Genomic DNA, 12,472 nt, shown 5'->3' on the forward strand with positions numbered 1-12,472 from the left:
AACAAAAATAGTGCCACCAGCCATATGGCCGCCGCTCACCACGATAAGTCAGCGCATGATCATCACGGGAAACGGGTGTCAGCGCCGGGACGGCAGAAAGTGGATGGCTCGCGCCAGCAGGCGGTAATGTTCGGGGGGAAGGGCGTCGGAGAAGAGCCACAGTTGCCGTGGCAATTGAGCTTCAGAGTCTTGCGGCTCGGGGCAAAGCGCCAGCCTGAGCACGCCGGGCAGAATGCGGCTTTTCTTGCCGAGCTGATAGCGGCGCCCTTGCCACTGTAGCCACTGGCCATCCCAGACAAGCTCGAACGGGGGCTCGGCGAGCGCCCGCCAGCTCAGCCAGAGCGACACCAACCAGACGGGCAGCAACAACGCCCACTGCCAACCGGCAATCAGGCCCGCCACCGGCCAGAGCAGGAACAGAAAGAGGGCCACCAGCAAACATTGCTGATGGCGGGAGGGGTGAACCGTCATGATCACCCGCTCCACGGTATTACCCCTGGCGGTCGTGGCGCGCCTGATTGCGCTCCAGGATCATCGGGATCATGGCGGCAAATGCGGGATCGGCAGGGACACCATGACCCATGCACCATTTGAACAGATCCGGATCGTCGCTCGCCAGCAGGCGGATAAAGGTCTGCTGATCGGCGTCGCTCAGGGAGTCGAACTCGTGTTCGAAAAAGGGCATAAAGATCACATCCAGCTCGAGCATGCCGCGACGGCAGGCCCACTTCAGGCGGGATTTTTCAACTGGGCTCAACATGGCTCTCTCCTTACAAAGACCGGGGGATGGTACCAGCTGGATTTTCCAGCTGACAAACATTAGTTACGTCTTTACCATGCAGCTCACATACTTTCTCTCTGGAATACCATCGTGAGCCTGCAACCACCTGTTTTTCCTGCCGAGCCGACCCGCTTCCCCCTGACCAAGCTGGCCATCACCCGTATCAGCGGCCAGGATCGCGTCAAATATCTGCAAGGTCAGGTCACCTGTGATGTCAACGCCCTGCAACCGGGGCAACAGACCCCGGGTGGCCACTGTGATCCCAAGGGCAAGCTGTGGAGCAATTTCCGCCTGCTCTGCCTCGACGACAGCCTGCTGCTGCTGACCAGCCCCTCGGTACTTGAGCGTCAGTTGCCGGAGCTGAAGAAATTTGCCGTCTTCTCCAAGGTGGAGATTGCCGCCGACGAACGCCACGCCACCGGTCTGGCTGGCAAGGGCACAGATGCGTGGATCGCCGAGCAGTTTGGCCTTCTGCAGAGCGGTCTTATCGACGGCGGCATGGCGGTGAAGATTGAGCAGGATCGCTGGCTGCTGGTGAGCAATCAGCAAGCCGACGCCCTGCCGCAAGGTGACGAGTCACTCTGGTGGGGGCTCGAGATCAAGGCGGGCCTGCCACACATGGAAGCGGTGCATCAGGGGGAGTTCATCCCGCAGATGCTCAACCTGCAGGCACTGGACGGCATCAGCTTCAACAAGGGCTGCTACATGGGGCAAGAGACGGTGGCCCGCGCCAAGTATCGCGGCGCCAACAACCGCGCCCTGTTCCTGCTGGCGGGCACTACCGGCGAGCAGGTCGCCAGCGGCGATACCCTTGAGCTGCAACTGGGTGACAACTGGCGCCGTAGCGGCATGGTGCTCAACGCCTGGCAACAGGCCGGGCAGGTGTGGCTCACCGCCGTGCTACCAAAAGATACCGAGGCTGACGCCCAATTCCGCCTCAAGCAGGACGAAGGCTCCCGCCTCACCCTGCAACCCCTGCCTTACGCCCTGACCGAGTAAGGTCGGCTAGCGAGGCACCCGCGCCAGCAGTGCCTCCTTCAGCCAGTGCCCCGCCTGCCCGAGCGGGCGGGCGCGATGCCACTGCAACTCCAGCGCCAGCGCGTGGCTGGCGATAAAATCCGGCTCCAGCACCACCACTTCACCCCGCTTCAGCGGCTGATGCAGCAGAAATTCCGGAATGGCGGACCAGCCAAGACCCCGTTTGACCAGCTCCAGCACCCCGAGATCCCCCTCGACCCACCACACCTGAGCCGAGATGCGAAAACGCTGGCGATCGCTCCCTTCCCGTCGGCCGGTCACCATCAGCTGGCGTGCCCCCTGCAGATCGACCTCCCGCAGCGGCTGCTTGCGGGCCAGCGGATGATCCGGTGACACCACCAGCGGCATGGTCACCTCCCCCAGCGAACGGGCGACGATCTCCCGCTGGGGATGCACCTTCTGATAACTGATGCCGAGCTGGGCCCGGCCGGTCACCAGCATCTCGGTCACATCTTCCATCAGCGGGAAGAGCAGCTCCAGCTCCACGGTCGGGTAACGAGTGGCGAACTCCTCCAGCAGGGTGCCGAGCCAGGGGAGGTGGGAGTCATCATCGATGGCCAGGGTGAGGCGCGTCTCCACCCCGGCCGCCAGCTCCCCGGCAATGGATTGCAACCGTTCACTCTGCGCCAGCAGGATCCCCGCCTCCTGCACCATGCGGGCCCCCGCCTCCGTCAGCTGCGGATAGCGGCCGCTGCGATCAAACAGGGTGAGAGCCAGATCGATCTCCAGATTGGCGATGGCGCTGCTCACCACCGACTGCGCCTTGCCCAGCTTGCGGGCGGCAGCGGAAAACGAGCCGGTTTCGGCGGCCGCCAGCAAGATCCTCAGTTGTTCCAGTGATGGCGTCATCTTATGGCCCTCCGGTAAGCACTCTAATCCATCTATTTTAGCGATGGATACCAACATGAATCTATCGCCAAAAATCTATAGATTAACCAGTAATCCGTGAATAAATCTGATTGAGAGAGTGACTTATGCGTACCCGTAACGATCGCTTGCGCCATGCCATTGGCTTTGAATTCATTGGCCTGCTGATTGCCGCCCCGCTGGCCAGCTGGGTTACCGGGGTCGGGCTCAACCATATGGGCCCGCTGGCACTGTTCTTCTCGGTGCTGGCCACCGTCTGGAACTACATCTACAACATCGGGGTCGACAAGCTGCTGCTCAAATATCAGGGCCATACCCACAAAACCCTGTGGCAACGGGTGCTGCATACCTTCGGCTTTGAGGGCGGTCTGCTGATTGTCGCGCTGCCGGTCATGTCCTGGTGGCTGAGCGTCAGCATGCTGGAGGCGCTGGTGCTGGATCTGGGCTTCGTCGTCTTCTATCTGATCTATGCCTTCGTCTACAACTGGGGCTATGACAAGGTGTTCCCCATCCCCCGCGAAATGCCGCACGGCATGCCCCAAGAGGCGCGCTAAGGCACGAAGCAGTTGGATTGAAACCGAGAAGTGAAGGTCAACAAAGGAAGGCAACAGAAGAAACGACAAGGCCCATCATGGCAGACATGATGGGGCCGCAACAGGGATCAGCGCTGGCAGGCCGGCTGATTCAGAAGTAAGGATTCAGGCCTGCCCGTCGCTCAAGCCTGGGCCTTGAGCTCTTCGCCGCTCTCGTCGGCCGCGGCAGCCTCTTCAGGCTGTGCCTGGACAGCCTGCAGCGCTTCCAGCTCGCTCTGATAATCGCTCAGGATCTGCTGGGCAACCGCCATATCTCCCTTGTGTTTGCGCTCGAACAGATGGTGCTGCACCACGCCGTTGAGATACTCCACCGTGATGGGCTGCTCCAGGGTGGCCATCAGCTCCTCTTTCTCCAGCTCGGCATTGATTTCATCGGCGGTCGTGCGCAGCAGCCCGGCCAATTGAACCAACATGCGGCGCTCACCTTCGCGCAGCAGGCTCAACATGCGGTTTCTCTGCTGCTCATTCTGTTGGGTCATACATTTCCTTACGTCAATTGGGAACAAGCCCGCTCATTCTGCCCTGTCCCCATGACAGCGTCTATCTCATGCCCCCCACAAATTTTTGGCGCTGGCTCACAAATGGCTACAGATGCTATTTGAAGCGGCTCTGGGGTATAGTAGCCGCTGATTTTCAGGCGCTTTTTTCACCTTCATCCGCGGAAAGGGATGAGACGGCAAGAGCGCCTGCCCGGTTTACCCCAACGAGGTGAAGATCCGCTTTATGACCGACGCCATTGTGGTGCTCTGCACCTGCCCAGATCAAACCAGTGCCGACCTTCTCTGCGAACAGCTGCTGAACCAGCGACTGGCCGCCTGCATCAATCAACTGCCGGGTATTACCTCCGTCTATCGTTGGCAAGGCAAGGTGGAGCGCGCCACCGAAATTCAGCTCATCATCAAATCCCGCCAGCCACTCTTTGCCGAGCTGCTGGCATGTATTCAAATCCATCACCCCTATGAGGTGCCCGAGCTGCTGGCCCTGCCGGTGAGTGCCGGACTACCTGCCTATCTCGACTGGCTCAATGGGGAGACCTCATGACGTTCAACCGCTTGCTCTCTCCCCTGTTGCTGCTCTGTGCCCTGTTGATGACAACAGTGGGCAGCTCCCCTGCCCGCGCCAGCGGCGCCGATCTGCTCAGCTCGCTGGGTATTGAGGCCAACGCCAAGCCCAAATTTTTGCAGGTCGATGAGGCCTTTCAGATCGAGAGCGAACAGCGTGGCGATCAGCTGCTGCTGACCCTCCACATCGCCGACGATTACTACCTCTATCGCCACAGCCTGCGCTTCAAGGGGAACAACCTCACCTTCAGCGAGCCGACCCTGCCAGAAGGCGCCGAGCACGAGGATGACTTCTTCGGTAAGACCCTGGTCTACTACCAGCAGTTGAGCATCGCGGTGCCGCTAAAGGAGGTGGGGGAAAATGCCACCCTGCGGGTGCGCTATCAGGGCTGTACCGACGGCCTCTGCTATCCGCCGACTGACAAGCTTATCGATGTGGCCCCGCTGGTCACGGCAACCACAGCTTCCACTGCTGATACGGCACAAAGCGTCGCACCGGTTAGCCAGCAGGATCAGCTCGCCGCAGCCCTCGGCCATCAGGGGTTCTGGCTCAGCATCGTCGCCTTCTTCGCCCTGGGGCTGGGGCTCGCCTTCACCCCCTGCGTCTTCCCCATGTACCCGATCCTGACCGGCATCATCGCCGGTGCCGGCCATCGCCTCTCTACCGGTCGCGCCTTCCTGCTCTCTCTGGTCTATGTGCAGGGGATGGCGGTCACCTACACCTTGCTGGGGCTGGTAGTGGCCTCGGCAGGGCTGAAATTCCAGGCGGCGCTGCAACACCCCTATGTGCTGATCGGCCTCTCGGTGATGTTCGTGCTGCTGGCCCTCTCCATGTTCGGACTCTACACCCTGCAACTGCCGAGCAGTTTGCAAACCCGACTCTCCGGCCTCTCCAACCGCCAGCAGGGCGGCTCGGTAGTCGGGGTTGCCATCATGGGGATGATCTCCGGGCTGGTCTGCTCCCCCTGCACCACGGCGCCGCTCTCGGGGGCGCTGATCTACGTGGCCCAGAGCGGCGATCTCTGGCTCGGCGGCGCGGCGCTCTATGCACTGTCACTGGGGATGGGGCTGCCGCTGCTGCTGCTCGGCACCTCAGGTGGCAAGCTGCTGCCCAAAGCGGGCGCCTGGATGGATGTGATCAAGCAGCTGTTTGGTTTTGCCCTGCTGGCAGTGCCGATCCTGCTGCTGTCACGGCTCTGGAGCGATCAAGTTACTACCCTCGCCTGGCTTGGCTGGGGGCTGCTGCTGTGCGGCTATCTCTATCACCACAACCAGCACCAGCCCCACTCGGTGGCCAAAAGCGTGCGCGGCTTCGTGCTGTTGCTGGCGATGATCAGCGCCGTGGTGGTGGGCAAGGATCTGCTGCAACCGGCCGCCCCGGCTGCCGTCACGGCGGATGCCAGTCAAACGGCGCCGCAGTTTATCCGCATCAAGACGCTGGATGATCTCAAGGTGCAGCTGGCCGCCGCTCGCGGCAAGCCGGTGCTGCTCGACCTCTACGCCGACTGGTGCGTCGCCTGCAAGGAGTTCGAGCACAAGACCTTCAGCGACCCGGCGGTGAGGGAGCGCTTCGGCCAGATGGTGCTGCTGCAGGCGGATGTTACCGCCAACGACGATGCCGATATCGAGCTGCTCAACAGCCTCAATGTACTGGGGTTGCCGACCCTCATCTTCTTCGACCGCGAGGGCAAAGAGCTGACAGGCCAGCGAGTCACCGGTTTTATGGGGCCGACCGAGTTTCTGGGCAAGCTTGATCAGCTACGCTGACCAGCGGCGCCCTTGTCGACAGACAGGGGCCGCTTCATGCGTTACGCGCTGATTTTTCTGGCAATCCCTTGTATATGACCGGCAGCATGGCAAAATTTGCCCTTCGATTGTCTCGCCCGTCCGGAGTTTTGATGAAAAAGTGGTTCCTCCCCCTGCTAGCCCTCTGGCTTTATGGCTGCAGTGCAGGGCCCGGTGAAGAGGATATCCGGAGCCAAGTTACCGCCAGGTTGCTGGCCGAGACAGATGCCAACCTGTTCGAAATCAGCGACTTCACCATCCTCGGCAAGGAGGAGCGGATGGAGGGGGTCTATCTGGTCAAGGTGAGTTACCAGCTTCACTTCAAGCAGGGGCTCGATCAGTTGCAGGTGTTGCACGACGAGGATCTGGTCTACGACCGGGTTGGCCCCTTCCAGCAGGAGATGGGACTGATGGAGCTCGAGCGCAAATATGGCGAGTTCGAGGCAGGTCAGGTGCTACCGCAAGAGGAAGAGGTGTGGATGATGAAGGACGAACAGGGCTGGCGGCTGGCCGAACCGGCCCAATAAAGGGCAGCAAACCCCCTCTGCAACGACGGGGCTGCCGTTGCCAACCAGCTCAGACCTGGGTATCGACCCGATACCCTTTTCGCTCTGCGGGTTCGTTCGGCAGCTTGCTGGCCAACCCTGACAGTACCTCCTTGAGGGTGAACCCGCGCTCTGCCGCACCGCTGCTCTCCAGCAGCTTGGTCAGCTGGCTCTGCAAGGGGTTCACCGCTTCACGCTCGGCTCCTTGCTCGCTCTCTTTTCCCTGCCCGCCCTGTTGATCCAGCTTGTCCAGCAGGCGCTCCAGATCCCGTTTGAGCGGGTTCTCGCTGCTGTCATCGATGGCGAGTTTGCGCTGCTCCTGCTCTTGCTGCTGTTGTTGCTGCAATGCCAGCTGTTGCTCCTGCTGCTGTTGCAGGGCTCCCATCATGGTGTTGATAAACGCCTCCAGCGAATCCCTGATTGAGATGCTGCTCCCGCCGCGGCTCTCACCTTGCGGTGACAACCCCAGCTCGTCCAACACAACACCAAGGTCGCGTACCATCCGGCTGTCGCTGCCTGTCGATGACGACGGGGTGGCCCTCTCCGGTGCCTGCGCAGCGAGAGATCCCTGCCGTTGCGCCAGCGGGCTGAGCCCGCCAGACGCGACCACATTCATCTCCATCTCGGCCCTCCTCTCTCTCCGTCCTCGGCCCTTTTTCGGCAAGTATTCCGACAAGCAGACACACCCTCGTCCCCTTGGCAGATAACCGCTCTCACACCTAAAAGATAGCGCCAACCGGAAGGGATTGGCGCAAAGGCATCTTTTGGTCTATCAGGCGGAACGATAGTGCCAAGCCGCTATAAACAAGGGGTTGGCAAAAAGAGGCCACGTTCAGCCAGCACTGTGCAGGCTGACAATGGGGGTCAGAAGATATCCTTCATCCGGTGCCACAACATTCCCAGCGCCAGCAGCGGGGAGCGCAGCGCCGGGCCGCCGGGGAAGGTGATATGAGGCACGCTGGCAAAGAGATCGAAACCCCGGCTCTCGCCGCGGATCGCCTCGGCCACCAGCTTGCCCGCCATATGGGTGGCGTTGAGGCCGTGGCCCGAGTAAGCCTGGGCGTAGAGCACGTTGGGGTGCTCTTTGAGACGGCCAATCTGTGGTAACCGGTTGGCACTGATCCCGATCATCCCGCCCCACTGAAACTCGATGGAGGTCTCGGCCAGCTCGGGGAAGACCCGCAGCAGCTTGGGCAGCATAAACGCCTTGATATCCTTGGGATCGCGGCCGGAGTAGTTGCAGGCGCCGCCAAACAGCAGGCGGCCGTCGGCGGAGAGGCGGTAGTAGTCGAGCGCCACGTTCTGGTCGCACACTGCCATGTTTTGCGGCAGCAGTCGCTGGCGCAAGCGGCGATCGAGCACCTCGGTGGCGAGGATGTAAGAACCGGCGGGCAGCACCCGTCCTCCCAGCTCCGGATTAAGATCATTGAGATAAGCGTTGCAGCCAATCACCAGATAATCGGCAGTGACCCGGCCGTGGGCGGTGGTCACCTCGACCTGCTTGCCGTAGTCGATATGAGTCACTCTGGAGTGTTCAAACAGGGAAACCCCGAGGCTGGCGGCGGCGCGCGCCTCGCCCAGCGCCAGATTGAGCGGATGCAAATGGCCGGAGCCCATGTCGATGAGGCCACCGATATAGCGATCCGACCCCACCACGCTATGGATATCTTCGCGCGGGACCAGTTTCAGCTCGTGCTCATAACCCAGACTCGCCAGATGTTCGAGATCATCTTCGAAACCGGCCAGATGACGCTGACGGGTCGCGAGATCGCAGTAGCCCCAGGTGAGATCACAATCGATATTGAAACGCTCGACCCGCTCGCGCACCAGTTGCACCGCCTCCAGCCCCATCAGATCCAGCTCGCGCACTCCTTGCTCGCCAATCCAGCGGGCAAACTGGCTGGTGTCGTGGCCGATACCGCGAATAAGCTGGCCGCCGTTGCGCCCGGAAGCGCCCCAACCGATGCGATTGGCCTCCAGCAAGGCGACCTTGTAACCGGCATCCGCCAGATTGATGGCGGTGTTGAGACCGGTAAAGCCGCCCCCGATGATGCAGACGTCAGCCTTGTACTCCCCCTCCAGCTCGGGCCACTGCTGCGAGTCGTTGCGGGTGGCCGCGTAGTAGGAGGCGACGTGCTCCTGATATCCGTTGTGCTTTCCTGCCTGCATACTCAGCATCCTGCTTTTATGGCAAATTGTTTAATAAAATAAGCAAAGTTGTTTCGATAATACCCACCTCTTCGCCCACTCGCCAACCTGCGCGGATCACAGAAATGCAAAAGGCGCCCCGAAGGGCGCCTTTTCATGCAATCAAGGTGCGGTAACGAATTACAGTACGTCGATGGCGTTCAGGTCGGAGAATGCTTTCTCCAGACGAGCGATCATGGAAGTCTGACCTTCACGCAGCCATACACGCGGATCGTAGAACTTCTTGTTCGGCTTGTCGGCGCCTTCCGGGTTGCCCAGCTGGCCTTGCAGGTAAGCTTCGTTCTTCTTGTAGAAGTTCAGCAGACCTTCCCAGGTTGCCCACTGGGTGTCGGTGTCGATGTTCATCTTCACTACGCCGTAGGAGATGGACTCGCGGATCTCTTCCAGAGTGGAACCTGAACCACCGTGGAATACGAAGTCCAGAGACTTGGCAGGGATGCCAAACTTCTCGGAAACGTACTTCTGGGAAGCGTCCAGGATGGACGGGGTCAGCTTGACGTTACCCGGCTTGTATACACCGTGTACGTTGCCGAAGGAGGCAGCGATGGTGAAACGCGGGCTGATCTTGGACAGACGCTCGTAAGCGTAAGCAACATCTTCCGGCTGGGTGTACAGAGCGGATTGATCCATGTGGCTGTTGTCGACGCCGTCTTCTTCGCCACCGGTGCAACCCAGTTCCAGCTCCAGAGTCATGTTCATCTTGGCCATGCGGGTCAGGTACTCGCAGCAGATGTCGATGTTCTCTTCCAGAGACTCTTCGGACAGATCCAGCATGTGGGAGGAGAACAGCGGCTTGCCGGTTTCAGCAAAGTGCTTCTCGCCCGCGTCCAGCAGACCGTCGATCCACGGCAGCAGCTTCTTGGCAGCGTGGTCGGTGTGCAGGATCACCGGTACACCGTAAGCTTCGGCAACGGCGTGAACGTGCTTGGCACCGGAGATGGCACCCAGGATGGCGGCTTTCTGGCCTTCCAGCTTCAGACCCTTACCGGCGGTGAACACGGCACCACCGTTGGAGAACTGAACGATAACCGGCGCTTTAACCTTGGCGGCAGCTTCCAGTACGGCGTTAACGGAGTCGGTACCAACGCAGTTTACGGCCGGCAGAGCAAAGCCGTTCTCTTTAGCGATGGCGAACACTTTCTGAACGTCATCACCAGTGATCACGCCGGGTTTTACGAAGTCGAAAATTTTCTTAGACATGTTTAATCGTCCTGTCTCGTATGCCGTTAATAAAAAATGGGGGGTTCATCATGAACCGGCACAGCGGGCACATGATAAACGAAACGGGAGGCTTTTGCCCCCCGTCTCGGGTCAATTAGGCTTTGGCGCGCTGTTCCAGAATCTCAACAGCCGGCAGAACCTTACCTTCTACGAACTCCAGGAAGGCGCCGCCGCCAGTGGAGATGTAGGAGACTTTGTCAGCGATGCCGAACTTGTCGATGGCAGCCAGGGTGTCACCACCGCCAGCGATGGAGAAGGCCGGAGAAGCAGCGATCGCTTCAGCGATGATCTTGGTGCCTTCAGCGAACTGGTCGAACTCGAATACACCGACCGGGCCGTTCCACAGGATGGTCTTGGCGTTCATGATGATGTCAGCCAGGGCCTTGGCAGAATCCGGGCCGATGTCGAAGATCATGTCGCCGTCGGTCACGTCAGAGACGGACTTGATGGTGGCCGGAGTGGACTCGGAGAACTCGGCACCTACAACCACGTCGGTGGTCACAGGAATGTTGGTCTCGGCAGCCAGTTTCTTGGCGGTGTCGATCAGATCGTGCTCGCACAGGGACTTGCCGACGTTGTGACCGGCAGCAGCGATGAAGGTGTTGGCGATGCCACCACCGACAACCAGCTGGTCAGCGATTTTGGAGAGGGATTCCAGAACGGTCAGCTTGGTGGAGACCTTGGAGCCGCCAACGATGGCAACCATCGGGCGCTCGGGCTTCAGCATGGCTTTGCCCAGCGCTTCCAGTTCACCCGCCAGCAGCGGACCGGCACAAGCGACCGGAGCGAACTGGGCCACACCGTAGGTGGAACCTTCGGCGCGGTGAGCAGTACCGAACGCATCCATTACAAAGACGTCACACAGGGCGGCGTATTTTTTGGCCAGCTCTTCGGTGTTCTTCTTCTCGCCTTTGTTGAAGCGGCAGTTTTCCAGCACAACCAGCTCACCGGCAGCGACTTCTACGCCATCCAGGTAATCCTTGGCCAGGCGAACCGGGCAGGACAGAGCGTCTTTCAGATAGTTGACAACCGGAGCCAGGGAGAATTCTTCGTTGTATTCACCCTCGGTCGGACGACCCAGGTGGGAGGTGATCATCAGCTTGGCGCCCTTTTCCAGAGCCAGCTTGATGGTCGGCAGAGTCGCAACGATACGTGCATCGGAGGTGACCTTGCCGTCTTTTACCGGTACGTTCAGGTCAGCACGGATCAGAACGCGTTTACCCGCCAGATCCAGGTCAGTCATCTTGATAACAGACATATTCAGTCCTCTATATTTTCAGGTAATGTTAAAAACAGTAACCTATTCGCCCGGGGCAGGCTCAGCCTGCGGCCATCATGGCCCGGGTGGTATCCAGCATCCGGTTTGCGAAGCCCCATTCGTTATCGCACCACATCAACATCTTGACGAGGTTGGCATCGCTCACCCGGGTCTGGGTACCATCAATGATGCAGGAGTGTGCATCATGATTGAAGTCTACGGAGACCAAAGGCTCTTCCGTGTAATCCAGAATACCGTGTAATGTACCTCTGGATGCCCGTTGCAGGGCTTGATTTACGTCAGTAACTGTCACTTTTTTACGAACAGTAATACTGAGATCCATCGCTGTTACATTGATGGTCGGCACCCGCACCGCGATCGCCTCGAACTTGCCGGCGAAGTGGGGCAGGATACGCTCCAGCCCCTTTGCCAGCTTGGTATCCACCGGAATGATGGACTGACTGGCAGCGCGGGTTCGGCGCAAGTCACTGTGGTAGGCATCGATGACTTGCTGATCATGCATGGCCGAATGAATTGTCGTAATAGTACCACAATTTATCTCGAATTCTCGATGCAATGTTTCAATCACCGGCACCACGCAGTTGGTGGTACAGGAGGCGTTGGAGACGATCCGCTCACGCCCCGTCAGCACCTGATGGTTGACCCCGTAGACCACGGTGGCATCCACATCCGCATCGGCCGGATGGGAGAAGAGCACCTTGCCCGCCCCCGCCGCCAGATGCAGCTCGGCATCGGCCCGCGAGCCGAACACCCCGGTGCAATCGAGCACCACATCCACCCCCAGCGCCCGCCACGGCAGCTTTGATGGATCCCGCTCGGCAAACAGGGAGATGAGGTCCTCCCCCACCAGCATGCTGCTGCCCGCCAGTTGCACCGGATGGTGGAAGCGACCGTGACTGGTATCGTAACGGGTCAGGTGCACCATGGCCTCGGGGGCCGCCAGCTCGTTGATGGCGACGATCTTGATGGTCTTATCGCGCCCGCTTTCATAGAGGGCTCGCAACACGTTGCGACCGATCCGCCCGTAACCATTGATGGCAATCTTGATCATCGAGAATCCGTTTCCTTGAACCAGCAACAGGGCGACGCACCGG

The 12,472-nt window shown here is 60.0% G+C and carries 14 protein-coding genes; 5 read left to right on the plus strand and 9 right to left on the minus strand.

What is annotated here, in order from left to right:
* Positions 1-78 precede the first annotated feature (78 nt).
* Complete coding sequence (locus BN1115_RS11400; RefSeq protein WP_042657277.1) at positions 79-471, minus strand: protein YgfX; 393 nt, start codon at positions 469-471, stop codon at positions 79-81.
* 19 nt (positions 472-490) lie between these two features.
* Entirely contained in the window at positions 491-760 is a 270-nt protein-coding gene (locus BN1115_RS11405) for an FAD assembly factor SdhE (protein WP_033136300.1), read from the minus strand.
* A gap of 111 nt (positions 761-871) precedes the next feature.
* Here BN1115_RS11405 and ygfZ point away from each other — a divergent pair, with 111 nt between their 5' ends.
* Positions 872-1,780: a tRNA-modifying protein YgfZ gene (gene ygfZ, locus BN1115_RS11410; protein ID WP_042657251.1), complete on the plus strand. Its 909-nt coding sequence runs from the start codon at positions 872-874 to the stop codon at positions 1,778-1,780.
* A 6-nt stretch (positions 1,781-1,786) separates the two neighbouring features.
* On the opposite strand, the gene BN1115_RS11415 is transcribed toward ygfZ, so the two are convergent.
* On the minus strand, positions 1,787-2,668 hold the full coding sequence (locus tag BN1115_RS11415; RefSeq protein WP_042657252.1) for a LysR family transcriptional regulator: 882 nt from the start codon (positions 2,666-2,668) through the stop codon (positions 1,787-1,789).
* A 125-nt stretch (positions 2,669-2,793) separates the two neighbouring features.
* Between BN1115_RS11415 and BN1115_RS11420 the strand changes: the two genes are divergently transcribed.
* Positions 2,794-3,240 carry a PACE efflux transporter gene (locus BN1115_RS11420; protein WP_042657253.1) on the plus strand — a complete coding sequence of 149 codons (447 nt, stop codon included), beginning with the start codon at positions 2,794-2,796 and terminating at the stop codon, positions 3,238-3,240.
* 161 nt (positions 3,241-3,401) lie between these two features.
* Here the strand turns inward: BN1115_RS11420 and BN1115_RS11425 are convergent, their stop codons facing one another.
* On the minus strand, positions 3,402-3,758 hold the full coding sequence (locus BN1115_RS11425; RefSeq protein ID WP_042657254.1) for a hypothetical protein: 357 nt from the start codon (positions 3,756-3,758) through the stop codon (positions 3,402-3,404).
* 244 nt (positions 3,759-4,002) lie between these two features.
* On the opposite strand from BN1115_RS11425, the gene cutA reads away from it, so the two are divergent.
* From cutA to BN1115_RS11440, 3 genes are all read left to right on the plus strand, one after another.
* Positions 4,003-4,320 (plus strand): divalent-cation tolerance protein CutA, encoded by a 318-nt coding sequence (gene cutA, locus BN1115_RS11430; RefSeq protein WP_042657255.1) that lies wholly within the window; start codon positions 4,003-4,005, stop codon positions 4,318-4,320.
* Positions 4,317-6,107, plus strand: coding sequence for a protein-disulfide reductase DsbD (locus BN1115_RS11435; RefSeq protein ID WP_042657256.1), 1,791 nt, complete (start codon positions 4,317-4,319; stop codon positions 6,105-6,107). Before cutA ends, BN1115_RS11435 begins: the two co-directional genes overlap by 4 nt.
* Before the next feature lie 131 nt (positions 6,108-6,238).
* A complete protein-coding gene (locus tag BN1115_RS11440) occupies positions 6,239-6,652 on the plus strand; it encodes a hypothetical protein (RefSeq protein ID WP_042657257.1) in 414 nt (137 codons plus the stop codon).
* Between the two features lie 49 nt (positions 6,653-6,701).
* Here the strand turns inward: BN1115_RS11440 and BN1115_RS11445 are convergent, their stop codons facing one another.
* The 5 genes from BN1115_RS11445 to epd form a co-directional block, all read right to left on the minus strand.
* Complete coding sequence (locus tag BN1115_RS11445; RefSeq protein ID WP_042657258.1) at positions 6,702-7,292, minus strand: hypothetical protein; 591 nt, start codon at positions 7,290-7,292, stop codon at positions 6,702-6,704.
* A gap of 242 nt (positions 7,293-7,534) precedes the next feature.
* Positions 7,535-8,839, minus strand: a complete 1,305-nt coding sequence (locus BN1115_RS11450; protein ID WP_128821671.1) for an NAD(P)/FAD-dependent oxidoreductase — start codon at positions 8,837-8,839, stop codon at positions 7,535-7,537.
* A 159-nt stretch (positions 8,840-8,998) separates the two neighbouring features.
* The gene (gene fbaA, locus BN1115_RS11455; protein WP_042062080.1) at positions 8,999-10,078 is read right to left on the minus strand and encodes a class II fructose-bisphosphate aldolase; all 1,080 of its coding nucleotides are present in this window, start codon (positions 10,076-10,078) and stop codon (positions 8,999-9,001) included.
* A 115-nt stretch (positions 10,079-10,193) separates the two neighbouring features.
* Positions 10,194-11,357, minus strand: a complete 1,164-nt coding sequence (locus BN1115_RS11460) for a phosphoglycerate kinase (RefSeq protein ID WP_042657260.1) — start codon at positions 11,355-11,357, stop codon at positions 10,194-10,196.
* A 61-nt stretch (positions 11,358-11,418) separates the two neighbouring features.
* On the minus strand, positions 11,419-12,429 hold the full coding sequence (epd, locus tag BN1115_RS11465) for an erythrose-4-phosphate dehydrogenase (RefSeq protein WP_042062076.1): 1,011 nt from the start codon (positions 12,427-12,429) through the stop codon (positions 11,419-11,421).
* Positions 12,430-12,472 lie beyond the last annotated feature (43 nt).

The organism is Aeromonas allosaccharophila (assembly GCF_000819685.1).
GTDB lineage: Bacteria > Pseudomonadota > Gammaproteobacteria > Enterobacterales > Aeromonadaceae > Aeromonas > Aeromonas allosaccharophila.

Coding starts and splice junctions, on each gene's coding strand:
- BN1115_RS11400 (WP_042657277.1), bottom strand. CDS start 471: ATGACGGTTCACCCCTCCCGCCATCAGCAATGTTTGCTGGTGGCCCTC.
- BN1115_RS11435 (WP_042657256.1), top strand. CDS start 4,317: ATGACGTTCAACCGCTTGCTCTCTCCCCTGTTGCTGCTCTGTGCCCTG.
- BN1115_RS11405 (WP_033136300.1), bottom strand. CDS start 760: ATGTTGAGCCCAGTTGAAAAATCCCGCCTGAAGTGGGCCTGCCGTCGC.
- BN1115_RS11425 (WP_042657254.1), bottom strand. CDS start 3,758: ATGACCCAACAGAATGAGCAGCAGAGAAACCGCATGTTGAGCCTGCTG.
- fbaA (WP_042062080.1), bottom strand. CDS start 10,078: ATGTCTAAGAAAATTTTCGACTTCGTAAAACCCGGCGTGATCACTGGT.
- BN1115_RS11460 (WP_042657260.1), bottom strand. CDS start 11,357: ATGTCTGTTATCAAGATGACTGACCTGGATCTGGCGGGTAAACGCGTT.
- BN1115_RS11445 (WP_042657258.1), bottom strand. CDS start 7,292: ATGGAGATGAATGTGGTCGCGTCTGGCGGGCTCAGCCCGCTGGCGCAA.
- BN1115_RS11450 (WP_128821671.1), bottom strand. CDS start 8,839: ATGCAGGCAGGAAAGCACAACGGATATCAGGAGCACGTCGCCTCCTAC.
- BN1115_RS11440 (WP_042657257.1), top strand. CDS start 6,239: ATGAAAAAGTGGTTCCTCCCCCTGCTAGCCCTCTGGCTTTATGGCTGC.
- BN1115_RS11420 (WP_042657253.1), top strand. CDS start 2,794: ATGCGTACCCGTAACGATCGCTTGCGCCATGCCATTGGCTTTGAATTC.
- BN1115_RS11415 (WP_042657252.1), bottom strand. CDS start 2,668: ATGACGCCATCACTGGAACAACTGAGGATCTTGCTGGCGGCCGCCGAA.
- epd (WP_042062076.1), bottom strand. CDS start 12,429: ATGATCAAGATTGCCATCAATGGTTACGGGCGGATCGGTCGCAACGTG.
- cutA (WP_042657255.1), top strand. CDS start 4,003: ATGACCGACGCCATTGTGGTGCTCTGCACCTGCCCAGATCAAACCAGT.